The organism is Ruegeria sp. AD9 (assembly GCF_056542305.1).
The window spans coordinates 14656-30656 of sequence record NZ_JBQFZP010000006.1 but is presented as its reverse complement, the minus strand read 5'-3'; the positions used below and the strand labels follow the sequence as shown (position 1 = coordinate 30656).

At 57.3% G+C, this 16001-nt stretch carries 13 protein-coding genes and 1 tRNA gene; 5 read left to right on the top strand and 9 right to left on the bottom strand.

Annotation, left to right across the window (positions count from 1 at the left end; all coding sequences use genetic code 11):
- The first annotated feature begins 6 nt into the window (after nucleotides 1–6).
- Nucleotides 7–1140 carry a Gfo/Idh/MocA family protein gene (locus ACR0AM_RS10550; protein ID WP_480518598.1) on the top strand — a complete coding sequence of 378 codons (1134 nt, stop codon included), beginning with the start codon at nucleotides 7–9 and terminating at the stop codon, nucleotides 1138–1140.
- Here ACR0AM_RS10550 and ACR0AM_RS10545 read toward each other — a convergent pair whose 3' ends face one another.
- The 5 genes from ACR0AM_RS10545 to ACR0AM_RS10525 all read right to left on the bottom strand — a co-directional run bounded on the left by ACR0AM_RS10545 (nucleotide 1141) and on the right by ACR0AM_RS10525 (nucleotide 6589).
- Nucleotides 1141–2139 (bottom strand): LacI family DNA-binding transcriptional regulator, encoded by a 999-nt coding sequence (locus tag ACR0AM_RS10545; RefSeq protein WP_480622867.1) that lies wholly within the window; start codon nucleotides 2137–2139, stop codon nucleotides 1141–1143.
- Nucleotides 2140–2364: 225 nt separating this feature from the next.
- The gene (locus ACR0AM_RS10540) at nucleotides 2365–3147 is read right to left on the bottom strand and encodes an arginine deiminase family protein (protein ID WP_480622866.1); all 783 of its coding nucleotides are present in this window, start codon (nucleotides 3145–3147) and stop codon (nucleotides 2365–2367) included.
- A 3-nt stretch (nucleotides 3148–3150) separates the two neighbouring features.
- On the bottom strand, nucleotides 3151–4755 hold the full coding sequence (locus ACR0AM_RS10535; protein ID WP_480622865.1) for a 5-guanidino-2-oxopentanoate decarboxylase: 1605 nt from the start codon (nucleotides 4753–4755) through the stop codon (nucleotides 3151–3153).
- The gene (locus ACR0AM_RS10530) at nucleotides 4752–5936 is read right to left on the bottom strand and encodes a pyridoxal phosphate-dependent aminotransferase (RefSeq protein WP_480622864.1); all 1185 of its coding nucleotides are present in this window, start codon (nucleotides 5934–5936) and stop codon (nucleotides 4752–4754) included. Before ACR0AM_RS10530 ends, ACR0AM_RS10535 begins: the two co-directional genes overlap by 4 nt.
- Nucleotides 5933–6589 carry a TetR/AcrR family transcriptional regulator gene (locus ACR0AM_RS10525; protein ID WP_480622863.1) on the bottom strand — a complete coding sequence of 219 codons (657 nt, stop codon included), beginning with the start codon at nucleotides 6587–6589 and terminating at the stop codon, nucleotides 5933–5935. The genes ACR0AM_RS10530 and ACR0AM_RS10525 overlap by 4 nt, the downstream gene beginning before the upstream one ends.
- A 77-nt stretch (nucleotides 6590–6666) precedes the next feature.
- Here ACR0AM_RS10525 and ACR0AM_RS10520 point away from each other — a divergent pair, with 77 nt between their 5' ends.
- The 4 genes from ACR0AM_RS10520 to ACR0AM_RS10505 are packed head-to-tail and all read left to right on the top strand — an operon-like array spanning nucleotide 6667 to nucleotide 9824.
- Nucleotides 6667–7464 carry an ABC transporter ATP-binding protein gene (locus ACR0AM_RS10520; protein WP_480622862.1) on the top strand — a complete coding sequence of 266 codons (798 nt, stop codon included), beginning with the start codon at nucleotides 6667–6669 and terminating at the stop codon, nucleotides 7462–7464.
- A 39-nt stretch (nucleotides 7465–7503) separates the two neighbouring features.
- Nucleotides 7504–8268: a transporter substrate-binding domain-containing protein gene (locus ACR0AM_RS10515; RefSeq protein ID WP_480475308.1), complete on the top strand. Its 765-nt coding sequence runs from the start codon at nucleotides 7504–7506 to the stop codon at nucleotides 8266–8268.
- A 9-nt stretch (nucleotides 8269–8277) separates the two neighbouring features.
- The gene (locus ACR0AM_RS10510) at nucleotides 8278–9030 is read left to right on the top strand and encodes an ABC transporter permease (RefSeq protein WP_480475310.1); all 753 of its coding nucleotides are present in this window, start codon (nucleotides 8278–8280) and stop codon (nucleotides 9028–9030) included.
- Nucleotides 9027–9824, top strand: a complete 798-nt coding sequence (locus ACR0AM_RS10505) for an ABC transporter permease (protein WP_480518610.1) — start codon at nucleotides 9027–9029, stop codon at nucleotides 9822–9824. The genes ACR0AM_RS10510 and ACR0AM_RS10505 overlap by 4 nt, the downstream gene beginning before the upstream one ends.
- A gap of 322 nt (nucleotides 9825–10146) precedes the next feature.
- Here the strand turns inward: ACR0AM_RS10505 and ACR0AM_RS10500 are convergent, their stop codons facing one another.
- From ACR0AM_RS10500 to ACR0AM_RS10485, 4 genes are all read right to left on the bottom strand, one after another.
- Entirely contained in the window at nucleotides 10147–11562 is a 1416-nt protein-coding gene (locus ACR0AM_RS10500) for an FAD-binding oxidoreductase (protein WP_480622861.1), read from the bottom strand.
- 103 nt (nucleotides 11563–11665) lie between these two features.
- Nucleotides 11666–11923 (bottom strand): DUF4242 domain-containing protein, encoded by a 258-nt coding sequence (locus ACR0AM_RS10495; protein ID WP_209504668.1) that lies wholly within the window; start codon nucleotides 11921–11923, stop codon nucleotides 11666–11668.
- A 26-nt stretch (nucleotides 11924–11949) separates the two neighbouring features.
- Nucleotides 11950–15546, bottom strand: coding sequence for an adenylate/guanylate cyclase domain-containing protein (locus ACR0AM_RS10490; protein WP_480622860.1), 3597 nt, complete (start codon nucleotides 15544–15546; stop codon nucleotides 11950–11952).
- A gap of 146 nt (nucleotides 15547–15692) precedes the next feature.
- Nucleotides 15693–15768, bottom strand: a tRNA-Val gene (locus tag ACR0AM_RS10485).
- Between the last annotated feature and the right edge of the window lie 233 nt (nucleotides 15769–16001).

Genomic DNA, 16001 nt, shown 5'->3' with positions numbered 1-16001 from the left:
ATGACCATGGCTAAGTTGAGATGGGGCATGATCGGGGGCGGTGAAGGCAGCCAGATTGGCCCAGCACACCGCCTTGGGGCGCAGGCGGACGGGTTGTTCGAATTTGCGGCTGGCGCGCTGGATCACCGGCCCGAGGTGGGCCGCGAATACGCGCAGCGATTGGGTGTTGCTGCCGATCGTGCCTATGGCGATTGGCAAGAGATGCTGGCGGGCGAAAAAGACCGCGAGGATCGGATTGATCTGGTAACCATCGCGACGCCCAATTCGACCCATTTTGAGATTACCAAGGCCTATCTTGAGGCAGGCTTTAACGTGTTGTGCGAAAAGCCGATGACCATGACGGTGAAAGAGGGCGAAGAGATTGTGCGCGTGGCCGAAGCCTCGGGCAGGATCTGTGCAGTGAACTACTGTTATTCCGCCTATCCGATGGTGCGTCAGGCCCGTGCGATGGTGCGCGCAGGCGATATCGGCAAGGTGCGTCTGGTGGTGACCAATTTCAGCCACGGCCATCATGGCGATGCCACAGATGCGGATAACCCGCGCGTGCGCTGGCGCTATGACCCTGCGATGGCCGGGGTTTCAGGGCAGTTTGCCGATTGCGGCATCCATGCGTTGCACATGGCCAGTTTCATCTGTGACGATCAGGTGAAAACCCTGTCTGCCGACATGGCCTCGACCATCGTCAGCCGTGAGCTGGAAGATGATGCAATGATCAACTTCCGGATGGAGGGCGGCACGGTTGGACGCCTTTGGACGTCATCAGTGGCGATCGGGCGGCAGCATGGCTTTGACATTCAGGTCTTTGGCGAAACCGGTGGGCTGCGGTGGGCGTCCGAACAGCCCAATCAGTTGATCTATACTCCGGTCGGCGGGCGTACTCAGATCATCGAAAAGGGTGAGGGCGGTCTGCACGATGAGGTGCAACGCCTGTCGCGTGTCGCCATTGCGCACCCCGAGGGTTTTCCGCTGGCGGTCGCCAACATCTATTGCGATCTGGCGGATGCGATCCGTGGTGAAAGACGCGACGGTCTACCCGGTGCGGCAGATGGGCTGCGGTCCATTGCGGCCGTCCACGCGGCTGTTGCGTCGGGCAAGGCCGATGGCGCATGGCAGGACGCGCGCCCGCCGATGTTTCGCTGATCAGGGGCGGGGCCGCAATGTGCCCCGTTCGATCACGCGGCAGGGGAAAATGCGGGCCTCGGGATAGCGCTGAGGCTCTTTCAGCATCTCAACGACCAGATCGACGGATGAAGTGATGATCTGTTTGATCGGCTGGTGGATCGTTGTCAAGTTAACGCTTTCCCAGCGCGACATCTCCATGTCGTTCAGACCGATGATTCCAATGTCCTGACCCGGTTTCAGCCCGTGATCGGCCAGTGCGGACAATGCGCCAACAGACAGGATGTCATCGCCGCAGAAATACGCCTCGGACGGGGTGTCGGCCAACAGGCGCAACATTTCGGCGCGGCCAGCTTCGAAGGAATAAGCCCCTGCGAAACAATGGCTTACTTCGATATCGGGGTGGTCTGCCAGTTCTTCCATGAACCCGCGATACCGGTCAAGTGCCGAGGTTGCATCTTCGGGGCCGCCCAGATAGCCGACACGCTTGTATCCGCGCGCCAAAAGCTCTCGCGCGGCCATGCGCCCGCATTCGACGTTGTCGATTCCCACCACATGCACTTCGGGCGAGGTGGCCGAGCGGCCAAATGTATGCACCACCGGTACGCCCGCATCGTGGAACGCCTTGGCAAAGCTGGGCGGCAGCGTCGAAGACGCAACGATGGCCGCGTCAACCGAATACTGGCGCAGCATGCGGACCGAGTTTGCGGGCTCGGTCTCGTCCGTCAGGTTCACGATTAAAGGACGCAGCCCGCGTTCCTGCAAGGCGCGGGTAAACTGATCGAACACCTCAAGAAAAATCGGGTTGTGAAAGTTGTTCGAAATCAACCCAATCAGTTTGGTGCGCCCGGTTGTCAGGGACGAGGCGAGGGCATTGGGGCTGTAGCCAAGCTCTCGCGCGGCCTTTTCAACTTTGCTGCGTGTTTTTGCAGAGACCGAGGCGCCTTCGGTAAAGGTGCGCGACACCGCAGATCGCGATACGCCAGCCAAGGCGGCGACGTCTTTCAGGGTCACGCTCACGCAGTGCGGCTCCGGTCGTTGATGGTCAGAGATATCAAGGTGTTTTTCATCAGAGCTTCATTATGCACCATCACAAAAGTCTTGCAACCGGTTGCAGGCCGCACTCGGCGGACGAGATCATCGACAGCCACCTATATTTATGAGCGAATGGCGGGAAAGGAAAGACCGGTACGGGCGACAGTTTTCGCAAGAAACACCAAGGATCGAACGCTACCGGTTACACTCCTAAAATCTTAGCGAAAGGCAGGACATTCCTCCATCCAGCTTTGCGCAGTCGATGTTGTCGATTTCAACGACCTCATACCCTTCACGATCTAACATCTCAGCTGTGCGTGGGAAGCCAGCGGCCATCAGCACCAGATTGTTGAAGCGGATCGCATTGGCGGCAGCTTCCTCTCCGTCCGCAACATGCAGCACCCGGTAGCCCTCGAAACAGCCTGAGGCATCCAGCCGTCGGGTCGACAGTATTGTTTCGGCGTCCATCAGTGAACAATCTGTCTTGAAGTGTAAGACGCCCTCGGGCGTGAACACCTCGCGCAGTTTGTGCCCCCACTCCGAGGTGATTTTCGCCAGCTCGGCGACACCTTCCGCGTCGGTACGGTCTGACCGGCCCACCAGAATTTCGCGACCGGTAACAAGGATATCTCCACCCTCGATATGGCCGGGGCCCTGGATTTCCAGAACCGTATCGTAGCAGCCGTGAAGGGTCGGTGCCATTTCAGCCACTTCACCCATCCGAGAAGGTGCGCCGGGCCGCATCAGTATCGCACCTTGCGGCAGGCAAAGGGCTGTATCCTCGACAAATTGTGCGTCGGGAAACGCGTTCAGGGGATCCAGTTCGATCACCTCGGCCCCGGTGCTTTTCAGTGCTGCCACATATGCCTTATGGGCCGCTGTCATCCCGTCGAAATCCGGGTTTCCGATATCTTCTGCACGCAACCCGCCTGCAATAGTCGGAGCCGGACGGCGGGTGATGGCGCGGGAAAACTCAAAGGTTGGGTCTGACATGTTTCAATCTTTCTGAGCTGCGAATTTCGGAGTGGTGACTTCGATCATTACCGGCCCGTTCTGGGCGGCAGTTTGGCGCAATGCCTGCGCGACAGCCTGCGGTTCAGCTGGAACCGAAGCGAATGGAATGCCGTATGACTTGGCCGTTGCTGAAAAATCGGGAGGCGAGGGATCACATCCTATGACTGTTACGCCCGCATCCTGCATTGACGTGGCGATTTCCTGGTATCCGTGATTGTTCCAGATCACGAAGGTGACCGGCAGGTCTTCGTCGACTGCGGCCATAATTTCAGGCAGAGAAAACTGCGCGCCTCCATCGCCCGCGATGCATATCACACGTGCTGTGGGATCGGCGACCGAAGCGCCGATGGCTGCGGGGATTCCATAGCCCAGTGCGCCGTACCCAGTTGCCGCGTTAAACCAGCCTCCGGCCCGGTCGTGGTCGTAGAAAAGATTGCCGGCATAGATCGGTTGGGTGGAATCTCCGACCATTAGCGCGTTCGGGAGCGCAGAGCGCATTGCGTTGAGGATTTCTACCTGTTTGCGATAGTCCGGACCAATCTCCGCCCAGGCGGCGTCACGTGTTTTGCCTGCACGTTCCGTACCGTCGCTTTGATTTGGCTTGTGCGGTAAAGCGTCAACCAGCGCTGATACAGCCAAGTTGACGTCACCTTGAATGATGAGCGCTGCCTCATGTCGCGTCAGTTGCTCGCTGCATCGATCAACCCGTATCAACCCTGACATTTCAGCAATTTGGCCGGTGGCATACATATCATAGTCGGTTGGCCCCAACTCAGTTCCCAGCGCAAGGATGCAATTGGCGCTTTCTATCAAGCCGCGTACCGCGTTCAGGCTGGGGCTGGCCGGAACGGTCAGTGGATGCCTGTGCATCAGGCCGCGCGCGTTGACGGTTTGCACCACGGGGGCATCCAGAGCTTCGGCCAGTGCCTGCAATCCAGCCTCTGCATGCTTTGCGCCGCCGCCCGCCAGAATGACAACGTTCTTCGCTTTGGCCAGTTGCTTTGCGGCTTGGGTGATCAAAGCCGGGTCAATCGGTGAGACCGAGACAGGCGGTTCGACCGGTGTTTCCTGATAATCTGAAGCTGCGATATCCAACGGAACTTCGATATGCACCGGTCCGGATCGACCGTTGGCGAGGGTGTGGAACACGCGGTCCAAGACCGGGTCCAGAGCGTTGGTGGCGGAAACTTGTTCGGACAGCAACGCAACGGTCCTGGCCAGTCCCAACTGGTCTGGCAATTCATGCAGATGCCCTAAACCCCTGCCAAGAGATGCGGTTTTGTTGACACCGGACACCACCAGCATCGGTATTGAATCCGCGCGGGCCTGCGCCATCGGCGTCAATGTATTGGTCAATCCAGGCCCGGTGATCACAAAGGCCACACCCGGTTTGCCTGACACGCGCGCATAGCCGTCGGCCATAAACCCTGCACCCTGTTCGTGTCTGGGTGTAACGTGACGAATGCCCGAGCCTGCAAGCCCGCGGTAAAGCTCGACCGTATGAACGCCCGGAATTCCGAACACGCAGGTCACATCCTTTTGGCGAAGCCTGGCAACCAATGCTTCGCCCACGGTCATTTCACTCATGCAACCTCGCGTGATTTTCTGTTGGCGTGATCGATGAGGCGGGACACCGCAGTGGCAAAGTTGGTGTCACTGATCGTCAGGGCCACTCGCACCCAGTCTTTCAAGCTGTCCCCAAAGGCGGATCCCGGCATGACAGCCACCCCGGTCTGCAACAAGTCCCAGGCATAGGCTTCGCCGTCCAGCCCGGTGGCGGAGACGTTGATCATGGCGAACATTCCCGCCTGAGGCCGGTGAACGGTCAGATCCGTTTCTGCTTCGAGGCGATCAGCCAAAAGCGTGGCGCGCGCTGAAAAACGGGCGGCCATGCCGGAGGCAACCTCGGACCCGTCGCGGATCGCCTTTTCAGTCATATCGGCGATAAAGGGCTGATTGCCGAAAAGCATGGTCTCGGAATAGGGCAGTAGCGCTTCGCAAAACGCGGCTGGCCCGACACACCAGCCACTGCGGAACCCCGGCGCGGCATGCGATTTCGAGATGGATGATACGCCTATGACACGATCCGCCAGTTCCGGGTCTGCCAGTGGCGACACAAATCTGGCCCCGTCAAAGATCAGTTCTTCATAGACCTCGTCCGAGATAATCCACAAATCATGCGCAATCGCGAGCTGTCCGATCTCGGTTAGCTCCTCGGCGGTCAGGATCGCGCCCGTTGGGTTGTGTGGCGTTGTCAGAAGAATGGCGCGGCTGCGCGGTGTTACGCGTGCGGTGATATCTTTGGCCTGCATGCGAAACCCGTGTTCCGGGCGCAGAGGTACGGGCACCATTTCCGCCCCGGAAGCACGCACGACCCCTTCGTAGGTTGCATACATCGGATCACCGACCAGAACTTCGTCACCGGCCTCGGCAACGCCGGCCATGGCAGCGAACAGTGCGGTCTGCGTTCCGGGAAAGCACAGAAAATTCTCGGGCCCGAAAACGCGTCCGCGGGAAGCCGAGTAACGGGCGGAAAGCGCGTCAAGCAAGCCAGCTTCGCCACGGCCATTGGAGTAGCCCGTTCGCTGGGCCCGCAGTGAGGTTACGGTGGCTTCGACCAGCGCGTCCGACACCGGCACGTCCGGTTCACCTATCGTCATTTCGACGATGTCCGCTCCGGCCTTGATAAGGTCGCGCGCTTTCAGATGTACGCCCCATTTGGCGCCACCCAAGCCCGCTAACCGTTCTGTCACAGATGTGGTCTTCATGGTTGTTCCACCTCTTTGATCAATGGGATACCGACGATAGCACTGACGGAATCCAATCCGATCTGCGCCAATTGACCTTCGGAAAATTCATCTGGAAGCGCACCGCCTTCCAGCCAAAGACCGTCGATAACCGCGTTGCAGGCAATGGCCAGTTGCACGGCTTGCGACGTGGTGACTGGACGTCCGGTTTCTTGCAATGCGGCGACGATCAGCTTTTCAAGCTGATCCCGGAAATAGCTGTAGGTTTGCTGGTGGATGCGTTGCATTTTCGGATCACGCTGTACCTTGTTCAGGAAGCCGGCCCACAAGGCCACAGCGCTTGGATCAACGATTGGCGGTCGCAGCGACGCATCAACGAAGTTGGTCAACTGAGATACTGCGCTGCCTTTCCCTGACGACGCAGCAGTCTGATCGGTCAGCGTATTCATGTGATGTTCGTACGCAGCCTGAACCAGTTCTTCCTTGGATGAGAAATAGTGCCGGATCAGCCCTTGGGTCACGTTCGCGCGGGCCGCGATCTGACGCACAGTGGCACCCCGAACGCCCATCTCGGCAATCAGGTCCAAAGTCGCCAGGATCAGCGCCTCGCGCCGAAACTCGGCAGATTCACGTGTAAATTTACGGCTGTCGTCCTGCACGTCCGGGTCATCCATGGTACGGAATTATTATACACTTGCATAATTGCGAGATTCGAGGCTTACTGCAAGCTGAAATCAGAAGATTCTTGGATATGGACACAGCCAAAGCAGCAACACCCGCACGCGAAGCAACCACGTCTGAAGAGGCGATAAGGGTTGAGGACCTGCACAAGTCTTTCGGCACGCTGGAGGTTTTGAAAGGTGTCTCGCTGACAGCGAACAAGGGCGATGTCGTTGCCATCATCGGGGGCTCAGGCTCGGGCAAATCCACGATGCTGCGCTGTATCAACTTTCTGGAAACACCAAGCTCGGGAAAGATCACGATCGGCGGTGAGCTGGTTGAAATGCATGCCGACGGCAGCCCCTCGAACCGCCGCCAGATCGAACGTATCCGTACACGGCTGGCGATGGTTTTCCAGCAGTTCAATCTGTGGACACACCGTACGCTTCTGGAAAACGTGATCGAGGTGCCGGTACATGTCCTTAAGGTACCAAAGGCAGAGGCTATCGCGCGGGCGCATGAACTGCTCAAGAGGGTGGGCCTCGGCGACAAGGCCGACACCTATCCGGCCTATCTGTCAGGCGGTCAGCAACAGCGCGCTGCCATCGCACGCGCGCTTGCGGTGGATCCTTCCGTAATGCTTTTCGATGAGCCAACTTCGGCGCTTGATCCAGAGCTTGTAGGCGAAGTTCTGACCGTAATCCGGGATCTTGCAGCGGAAGGGCGCACAATGCTGCTTGTGACCCACGAAATGAAATTTGCGCGCGAAGTCGCGAACCACGTCGTCTATCTTTTCGAGGGCCGCATTGAAGAGCAAGGCCCACCTTCCGAAGTCTTCGGAAATCCAAAATCAGAGCGATTGAAGCAGTTCCTTAGCTCGGTCGCCTGATCCAGAAAAACAACATAATGAACCAAAGGGAGTAACAAAATGAACGTCAAAAAACTGCTCGCGTCCGGTCTTGCCGCCGCTGTCCTTTCGGCTGGTGTTGCCAGTGCAGAAGAGGTCAAGATCGGCATCGCGGCCGAGCCTTATCCGCCCTTCGCGTCGCTGGACAGCTCAGGCAACTGGGTTGGTTGGGAGATCGATGTCATCAATGCAGTTTGCGCCGCCGCGGAACTTGACTGTGTTATCACGCCGGTGGCCTGGGACGGTATTATCCCCTCGCTGACCGGACAGCAGATCGACGCCATCATGGCCTCGATGTCGATCACCGAGGAACGGTTGAAAACCATTGATTTCAGCGATCCTTACTATAACACACCTGCGGTTATCGTTGCCGATAAATCGATGGATATCGAAGCAACCCCGGAATCGCTGGCGGGTAAAGTCATTGGCATTCAGGCTTCGACGATCCACCAAGCCTATGCGCAGGAATACTTCAAGGATTCCGAACTGCGCGTCTATCAAACTCAGGATGAGGCCAATCAGGACTTGTTTGCCGGTCGGATCGACGCCACACAAGCTGACAGCATTGCGATGGCCGATTTTGTGAATTCGGATGCCGGTGCTTGCTGCGAAATCAAAGGTGCCGTGAAGGACGATCCCGCCATTTTGGGGCGTGGTGTCGGTGCGGGCGTTCGTAAAGGGCAGGATGACCTGCTTGCGGCGTTGAACAAGGGCATCGCGGCAATTCTTGCCGATGGAACGCACGAGAAGATCACGTCGAACTATTTCTCGACCAGCATCTACTAAGCCGTTGCCGTGACCGGATTTCTGGAATCACTTGGTTTGGCGCAGAGCGCAGAGCTTTTGTCGCTCTCGCCACCGGGGTGGGGGGCCAATCTGCTACGCGGATTGTCCCACTCATTGCAGATCGCTTTTGGCGCATATGCACTGGGCCTCGTGATCGGATTGTTCGGAGCGTATGGCAAACTTTACGGCGGGAAGGTCACGCGCGACCTTCTTGCCATTTACACGACCGTGATCCGGGCCGTGCCGGAACTGGTCCTGATCCTGATCCTGTATTACGTAGGATCCGATATTATCAACAAAATATCTGCTGCCATGGGTGGTGGCCGGGTTGAGATCAACGGAGTTGCCGCAGGCATTTGGGTGCTGGGCGTCGTTCAGGGCGCGTATGCGACCGAGATTCTGCGCGGTGCCATTCAGGCGGTTCCGCCCGGTCAGATCGAAGCGGCGAAATCCTACGGAATGCCGGCCTTCATGACCATGCGGCGCGTCACGATCCCCGCCATGATGAGCTTTGCGGTACCGGGTCTGGCCAACTTGTGGCTGATTGCAACCAAAGACACCGCATTGCTGGCCGTTGTCGGCTTTAACGAGCTGACACTGGAAACGCGCCAGGCGGCCAGCAGCACGCGGGCCTACTTTACCTTTTTCCTGGCGGCGGGCTTCCTTTATCTGATGGTTACGCTGTTTTCGGGTGGAATCTTTGCGCGGATTGAGAAATGGGCCCGGCGCGGTCAACCCGCTCTGAACGGAGGCAGCAGATGATCGACCTCAGATCTCTGATGCAACCCCATCGTATCGTGATGATGCTGATCTTTGCCGGGATCGTGGTTTGGTGCGCGATGACATTGCGGTGGGACTGGATACCCAATTATGCGCCGCTTGCATTGCAGGGAATCTGGGCCACGCTCTGGCTGCTGGTTGTCACGATCGTTTTTGGTTTTTTACTGGCTGTACCCCTTGGGTTAGCGCAGGCCGTTGGGCCATGGTACCTTGCGGCACCTGCAAAGGCGTTTTGTACCATCATTCGCGGCACGCCGCTGCTTTTGCAGCTTTGGCTGCTGTATTATGGCCTCGGCTCTCTGTTTCCGCAGTTTCCATGGATACGATCATCTGAACTTTGGCCGTACCTGCGTCAGGCTTGGCCCTATGCGGTGCTGGCGTTGACACTTTCTTATGCGGGTTACGAAGGTGAGGTCATGCGCGGAGCCTTCAAGGGCGTTGCCAAAGGACAGCTGGAGGCGGCCAAGGCGTTTGGTATGCCAAGGCTGACGATGTTTCGCCGTATCTGGTTACCACAGGCAATCCGCAATGTTCTGCCGACTTTGGGCGGTGAAACCATCCTGCAATTAAAGGCAACACCGCTGGTCGCCACAATAACCGTGGTTGATATCTATGCCGTGTCGTCCCGTGTGCGCGCCGATACGTTTATCGTCTACGAACCGCTTATCCTGTTGGCCGTATTCTACATTCTCATAGCGGGCGTAATTGCCTTGGTTTTCCACTGGCTGGAGGTGAAGGTTCTGGGAACCGGACGCCGCAATGGGCCCATCGGATAGTTCTAGCAAGAAGCCGAAGGAAACTTGCTCTGCGATTAGCGAAGCGGTTATTCGATGAATTGCTCCTAGCGACCGAGATTGCAGGCTTAAGCGTAAAACAGGTGTTTGAAACGGGATCAGGGAAGTTGGTTTCGTTCGCGATCCGTGAATTCAACGCGCTTGTGCATCTAGGATAGCTGCACGAAAAGAGGGCATGATTGCCAGCGCGGCCATAGGTGAGAGGAACCGCTTGGCGCGATTATTGGCCAGCGACACAATTTGCGTGGTGCTAAGACAAGAGTCTCAACATCAATGCCGATCGGGTACTACCACTATGGTTGTCTTACGTTGGTAGAATATTGTGGTTCATCCTGAACAAATTGGTGGGATCGTACTTTCCTTTGATCTTGGAAAGTTTTTCGCCGTTCACACCATAAGCGCCGGTCACGTGGTCTGCCTGGTCTTCAGGCATGAAGTTCACATAGGCACTGCCTGTTGAGTATGGTTTCATCTGTTCGTACAGCTGGCGTGCCCACCCGATGCAGGTGTCATCCTTGTCAGGGTCCTCCCATCGCGTGTGGACATTCATGATGAAATGCGCAGATCTTTGCGGGTAGGCGGTAGAAGCGGGCTCAACGCGGGCCATCGCGCCACCGACATGAGCAATGAAAACCTCACATGCTGGGTCAGGAAGGGTGGAAATCGCGTCCAGCAGGTCCGTGATGGCGGCCGGGGGCAACGTGTTGAAGTCATGACTTTTCCAATAGTTGCGGACGCCCGGCGACAACAGGGGATCAAACGCCGCCTGCCAGTCCACGAACCTGTGCGGTGAAATGACATCCACAATCGGTTCACCCAGCGCGCGCAAGGCCGACATCGCTTTTTCACCCTCATCCATCGGGCCGCTATAGCACGCCGCGAAAATCAGCACCTCGCGCCCGTGCCACTCTTCCGGCAGGAACGGGAGTGGCGGCGCTTTTCGCATCACGCTCCAGACGGTGAGCTCATCGGGGGAGGTGTCTGCAATGGCCACAAACGCGGAAAGCAGCTCTGGTGCCTTTTCGATCGGGTGCACGATCAGGCCGGACAGGATATCGGGCCCAAGATCATGCAACTGGAATTCGAATGAGGTGACGACACCGAAGTTTCCGCCACCACCACGAATAGCCCAGAAAAGTTCCGGGTGGCTCGTGGACGAGGCGGTGACGATCGCGCCATCCGCCGTCACGACTTCTGCCGACAGAAGGTTGTCGATCGTCATGCCGAATTTCCGCGTCGTCCAGCCAAAACCGCCACCCAAGGTCAGCCCTGCGATGCCGGTTGTCGAGTTGATGCCTGTGGGGACAACAAGACCATGGGCCTGTGTTTCGCGATCAACGTCGCCAAGCAACGCACCCGGTGCAACGCGGACAGTTTTGCGGGCAGGGTCCACGTGAACCGAACGCATCTGGGACAGGTCCAGCATGACGGCCTTGTCCGCGACGGCGTGCCCTGCAATCTGGTGTCCACCTGATCGAACGGTCATCATGAGGCCTGCTTGTCGGACGAAGTTTATTGCCTTCTGGACATCGCTTGCCCCCATCGCACGGATCACGAAGGCGGGGTAACGCTCGAACATGCTGTTCCAGGTAATCCTGGCTTCTTCATATTCCGGGGTTCCCGGCAGGTAGACCCCACCGCGCAGTGAGGCATCAAGCGCGTCCAAATCGCCTTGATCCACAGTCGCGATACGTCCGTCGAGTGCTTTCAGGTCAAACATGCTTAGGCCTCCCTTGTTTCAGGAAAGGTTTCGCGCACGGCTGCCTCGTGAATTTGTTATTGCCCTGAGAAGGGGATACTTGGTTGTGGGGGAAAGCTGGTCGTCAGGCAAATATTCCCGGATCGATCCGATCTACCGGCGTGATGACATCGGCAGGAATGTTTAGACGCTCGGCCGCTTTTCGCAGGCTTTCTTCATCCGGGGCTTCGTAAAGGCAGTATGTTTTGCGCTTATCTGCGCTGAGGAAGGAAAAGATCCATTCAATGCCGACTTCGTCGTTGATTTCTTTGATGTGAATTTTGTCGTTGTCGCTGATATTCAGCTGTTCCGCAAAATTTCGTTCAATGATGTATCGTGGCATTATGCCCCCCAAGCATTTTCCGGACCTTAACTGGCTACCCCTTCGAGCTTTGACTTAAGGGAAACCATACTCAATTTCTGTGATATTGCCAACGCTTCCCCTTCCAGTTGAAACGCCAGTTCCAAATCGCTGGGGCGGCCCTGTTGTCTGAGTGCTGATGCATACGCTGCCTTGGAATGCGCAATCCAGAGCGGGCAATTCATCCGCGTGTCAATCTCGATGGCTTTCCGGAACATCTTCCCGGCAATTTCCCAGTCTTTCAGCACCGTTGCCAGTCTCCCCAAGCGTCTGGCTGCGGCACCTGTGCAAACTGTGGTTGCCCCTGCGGTGATCGTCAGGTCTTCGTAAGGTTGCAGCATACTGTAAAGCGTCTGGGCATGACCCGGATGCCCGACAGCCACGCAGATGTCGGCAAGATAGGACAGAGTTGTTGAATACATGGCATCTGGCGGTAGGTCGAAGCCGTTTTCCGCCATTTCATTCAGTATTCTTTCAGCCGGTTCCGTGTATCCCAGTTCGGCTGCGATAAGGCCAAAACCAGGCTTCCACGAGATGTCTTCGGGACTGTCGGTCATCAGTTTCTTGATCACAGGCGCGACCTCGTGCAGGCGGTTCTGCTCGCGCCGGATGGTAAACATCTGAACGCCGAAAACGCCCTCGACATGTTCGCCGTGCGTTTTTCGACCGATCTTGACCGCTTCGGTGGCGTGCTTTTCAGCCTGAACAAAGTCGCCGTCCATGATTGCAACCATGGCGCGTGCGTGTTTTTGAACCCAATAGAGTTGCAGATGATTGTCCTTTTCGGAAATCGCCGTCAGCAATTCGAGTGAGTTGTCCAACAGGTCGCGGTCGGCCATTTCAGCGCCGACAAACAGGCTGAGCGTCCGGTCGCGGCCCTGATCAATACTGCCAAGGTGTTCCGCTACCTGATGCATGGCGTCCAGGTTTTCACGCCAATGTCGTGCCTCTTGCCCGTTGCGCGCAACGAATGGCGCCCCAAAATGCATCATCATTACCGAAAACTGGGATTTATGATCCCCAAGCTTCGCCGCCAGTTCCATGGATTGCTGACCAAAGCGGGTGCCTACGGAAAACTGGCCGACAAACATATACGCCCGCGCAAGTTGGCTCATCAACCGGCACCGCCTGACTTCGTCATTGTCAGACAGGTCTTTTAGCGCCTTTTCACAAAGGTCAATCGCTTCGTGATGTCGCTTGCTCGTCATCATGCACGAGTCAGCAAAATGATTGGCTGCATCGGCTGCCAGCTCCACATCGTGGAGTTTCTGGGCAGCGGTAGATGCACTTTTCAGAACCGCTATCGCCTCGGACAACTGACCCTGGCTGTCATGGCTGCGGCCAACCAGGATCATGCCCCTGACCATTTCCGGGCAGGTTTCCGAGTTCAGCTGCTTAGCCGCTTTGAGCGTCTCCTGCGCATTAGTCATCGCTTCCTGGCTGGCTGACCGGGCCAACGCCATTTCAGCCGCAGCTTCCCATTTGTCGAATGCGGCGCGCCATTCTTCTGCTTCTGACAGATGGCGGGCCACCAGCTCGGGCCGGCGTTCGATTTCAGCAGATCGCATCGCGATCAGTGCGCGGGCAACGTCTGAATGTTGCTGCCTGCGGGTAGAGCTTAACATGGATTGATATGCCGTATCGCGGATAAGGGCATGGCGGAACACGAAATGCCCGCGGTTGTTTCCGCTTTCAAAGATCAGTCCCGTTCGCGACAGTTCTTCGAGGCGAAGATTGATATCTGCGCGTTCCAGCCCCATCGCGGCCCTTAACAAATCTGGTTCAAATTCCCGCCCAATGACTGACCCCGTCAACGCGACCTGTTTGGCCTCGGGCGAAACTGCATCAAGCCGCGCCATCAAGGCGCCCTTCAGCGACGATGGTATGCGGACCTGTCCCTGCTCGTCAGCATTCACGATCGCCTGGGTCAATTCTTCGACAAACAGGGGCACACCGTCCGTCTTTTCGATGATTGTCGCGATCAAGGCATCGTCCGGGTCCTTGCCAGTGATATTGCGGACCAGATCCGCGACATCAGCAGAACCGAACCGGCGCAGCAGGAGTGTTTGAACATGCGTGTCCCCGTCATCGCGGGCCAGGTCCCACCCGGGTCTGTGGGTCATCAGGATCATCAGGGGAAGATCGGTGCAAATCGCCTTGAACCGCTCTAGCAGGGCTTGCGTCGAGGGGTCGATCCAATGTGCATCCTCAACACACAGAATAACCGGGCGCACGCTTGCCCGGACCTGCACCGTATGGATCAGGGTTTGGATCGTTATGTCGCGTTGCTCCTGCGGCGACATCTCGAGAACTTCACGAGCCAGTGCGCTGCGCGGCGCGACCAGCGCTGCAAAGACAGGCAGAACCTGTTCCCAGTCCAGACCTTCCCGGCCTTCCAGCAGCTTCCTGACATGCTCCAGAATTTGATTGTCATCAAAATCCGGTTCAACACCTGCATCCTGCGAGATACGCTGGGTGACCGGATGAAAGGGGCTGCTGGTCAGATAGGGAGAGCAGTTCAGCCTTATCACATCGGCCTGTCCGGTTGCCGTGACATCCGCAAGAAACCCCTCAGTCAGGCGCGATTTTCCTATTCCAGCCTCACCCGACAGCAGAACCACCTCACCATGACCGCTTTGGGCGCGCTGCCACGATTGCAACAGGATCCCCTTTTCGTAGTCCCGGCCAATCATGGTACTGTCGGCGTCATCCTTGTACGACGCGCGAAACCGGCTTTCCGCGCTGCGTTCCGATACGACCTTCAACAAGGTCCGAGGGTCTTTGAACCCCTTCAATTGAGTTGATCCAAGGGTCTCGAACTCGAATATCCGGTGCAAGGCGGCTTCGGTTTCTTCCGCAGACAAAACCACCGAGTTCGGCAAGCCGTGTTCCTGTATCCGCGCCGCCAGATTGACCGCCGGCCCGGTCATGGCACCTTCCTCGTACGAGTTTTCGCCGATCGTGTCGCCGACTACGACATCGCCGCTCGCGATACCCAGTCTGACCGACAAACGCTCACCGTCAGGAGTGTTGAGCTCTTCAACCCGGTGGACGCACTCAAGCCCCGCCTTTATTGCGCGAATGGCGTGATCTTCGTAGGCTGTTGGCCAGCCGAAAAACACAAGAAGACCGTCGCCAAGGTATTTCGCAACATAGCCACCATACCTGCTCACTGCCCCCGCGACGGTATCCTGATAGTTCTGTAGCAGATCCCGCATGTCTTCGGGATCAAAACGGTTGGTCAGCTCTGTCGAGCCGACCAGATCCGCAAACAAGACTGTCAGATGACGCCGTTCAGCCGCGGGCGCGATGGGCTTTTTCGTCGGTGCAGCTTCGCCCTGCACGACATCAACGGCGGATGGCCGAGTATTCTCGCGGGTGGGCTCTCCTGCGGCAGGCGCTGATGAAGACAGGTGACCAGAGCCAACCAAATCCTGAACTGCCGCAAGGATGATCTTTCGGTGACCAAGACTTACCCCAAGCTCTTTCAGGTCGTCGCCTGTCAGCAGTGGCAGAACCCGCGCATCAATGTCGTTTACCGCAAAAACATCTGCGTACTGACCCAGTCCGAGGTCGTTAAGCCACGTGTCCATTTCATCCGACATATTCGGATCATGCTGAGATACGCGTCACTAATCAAGAAAACGCTATTTAAACTGCCGGGCGATCAATGCGCAGCGGACACGGTTTCATGCGCAGCATAGCAATAGATGCCAGTCGCGTAAGACCTTGATACATTGTGGGGAAAGGATGGTGGGTGATGAGAGACTCGAACTCCCGACATCTTCGGTGTAAACGAAGCGCTCTACCAACTGAGCTAATCACCCGTGACGCTGCATGTAGCCAAGCCAGCGGGCGTGCGCAAGAGGGTCTGTGAGATTTTTATTCCGCGATGGGTTGCGGATAGGAAATGCCGCCCCCATCAACGCGTGCCTGGGGTGACCACAGGTTGACGAGGCTGGCCGGGGTGGGTTGCCAGCGCCTGATCTGGATCAGCGGGTGTAAAAGATCAAAGGCGCTTGCAAGCGCCCTATGGCCTCCGATATGCCCGAAGAGACTG

Excerpts from the sequence above, each read along its gene's own strand:
- ACR0AM_RS10550 (WP_480518598.1), top strand. The coding sequence starts at position 7 with ATGGCTAAGTTGAGATGGGGCATGATCGGGGGCGGTGAAGGCAGCCAG.
- ACR0AM_RS10540 (WP_480622866.1), bottom strand. The coding sequence starts at position 3,147 with ATGTCAGACCCAACCTTTGAGTTTTCCCGCGCCATCACCCGCCGTCCG.
- ACR0AM_RS10535 (WP_480622865.1), bottom strand. The coding sequence starts at position 4,755 with ATGAGTGAAATGACCGTGGGCGAAGCATTGGTTGCCAGGCTTCGCCAA.
- ACR0AM_RS10530 (WP_480622864.1), bottom strand. The coding sequence starts at position 5,936 with ATGAAGACCACATCTGTGACAGAACGGTTAGCGGGCTTGGGTGGCGCC.
- ACR0AM_RS10525 (WP_480622863.1), bottom strand. The coding sequence starts at position 6,589 with ATGGATGACCCGGACGTGCAGGACGACAGCCGTAAATTTACACGTGAA.
- ACR0AM_RS10520 (WP_480622862.1), top strand. The coding sequence starts at position 6,667 with ATGGACACAGCCAAAGCAGCAACACCCGCACGCGAAGCAACCACGTCT.
- ACR0AM_RS10515 (WP_480475308.1), top strand. The coding sequence starts at position 7,504 with ATGAACGTCAAAAAACTGCTCGCGTCCGGTCTTGCCGCCGCTGTCCTT.
- ACR0AM_RS10505 (WP_480518610.1), top strand. The coding sequence starts at position 9,027 with ATGATCGACCTCAGATCTCTGATGCAACCCCATCGTATCGTGATGATG.
- ACR0AM_RS10500 (WP_480622861.1), bottom strand. The coding sequence starts at position 11,562 with ATGTTTGACCTGAAAGCACTCGACGGACGTATCGCGACTGTGGATCAA.
- ACR0AM_RS10495 (WP_209504668.1), bottom strand. The coding sequence starts at position 11,923 with ATGCCACGATACATCATTGAACGAAATTTTGCGGAACAGCTGAATATC.
- ACR0AM_RS10490 (WP_480622860.1), bottom strand. The coding sequence starts at position 15,546 with ATGTCGGATGAAATGGACACGTGGCTTAACGACCTCGGACTGGGTCAG.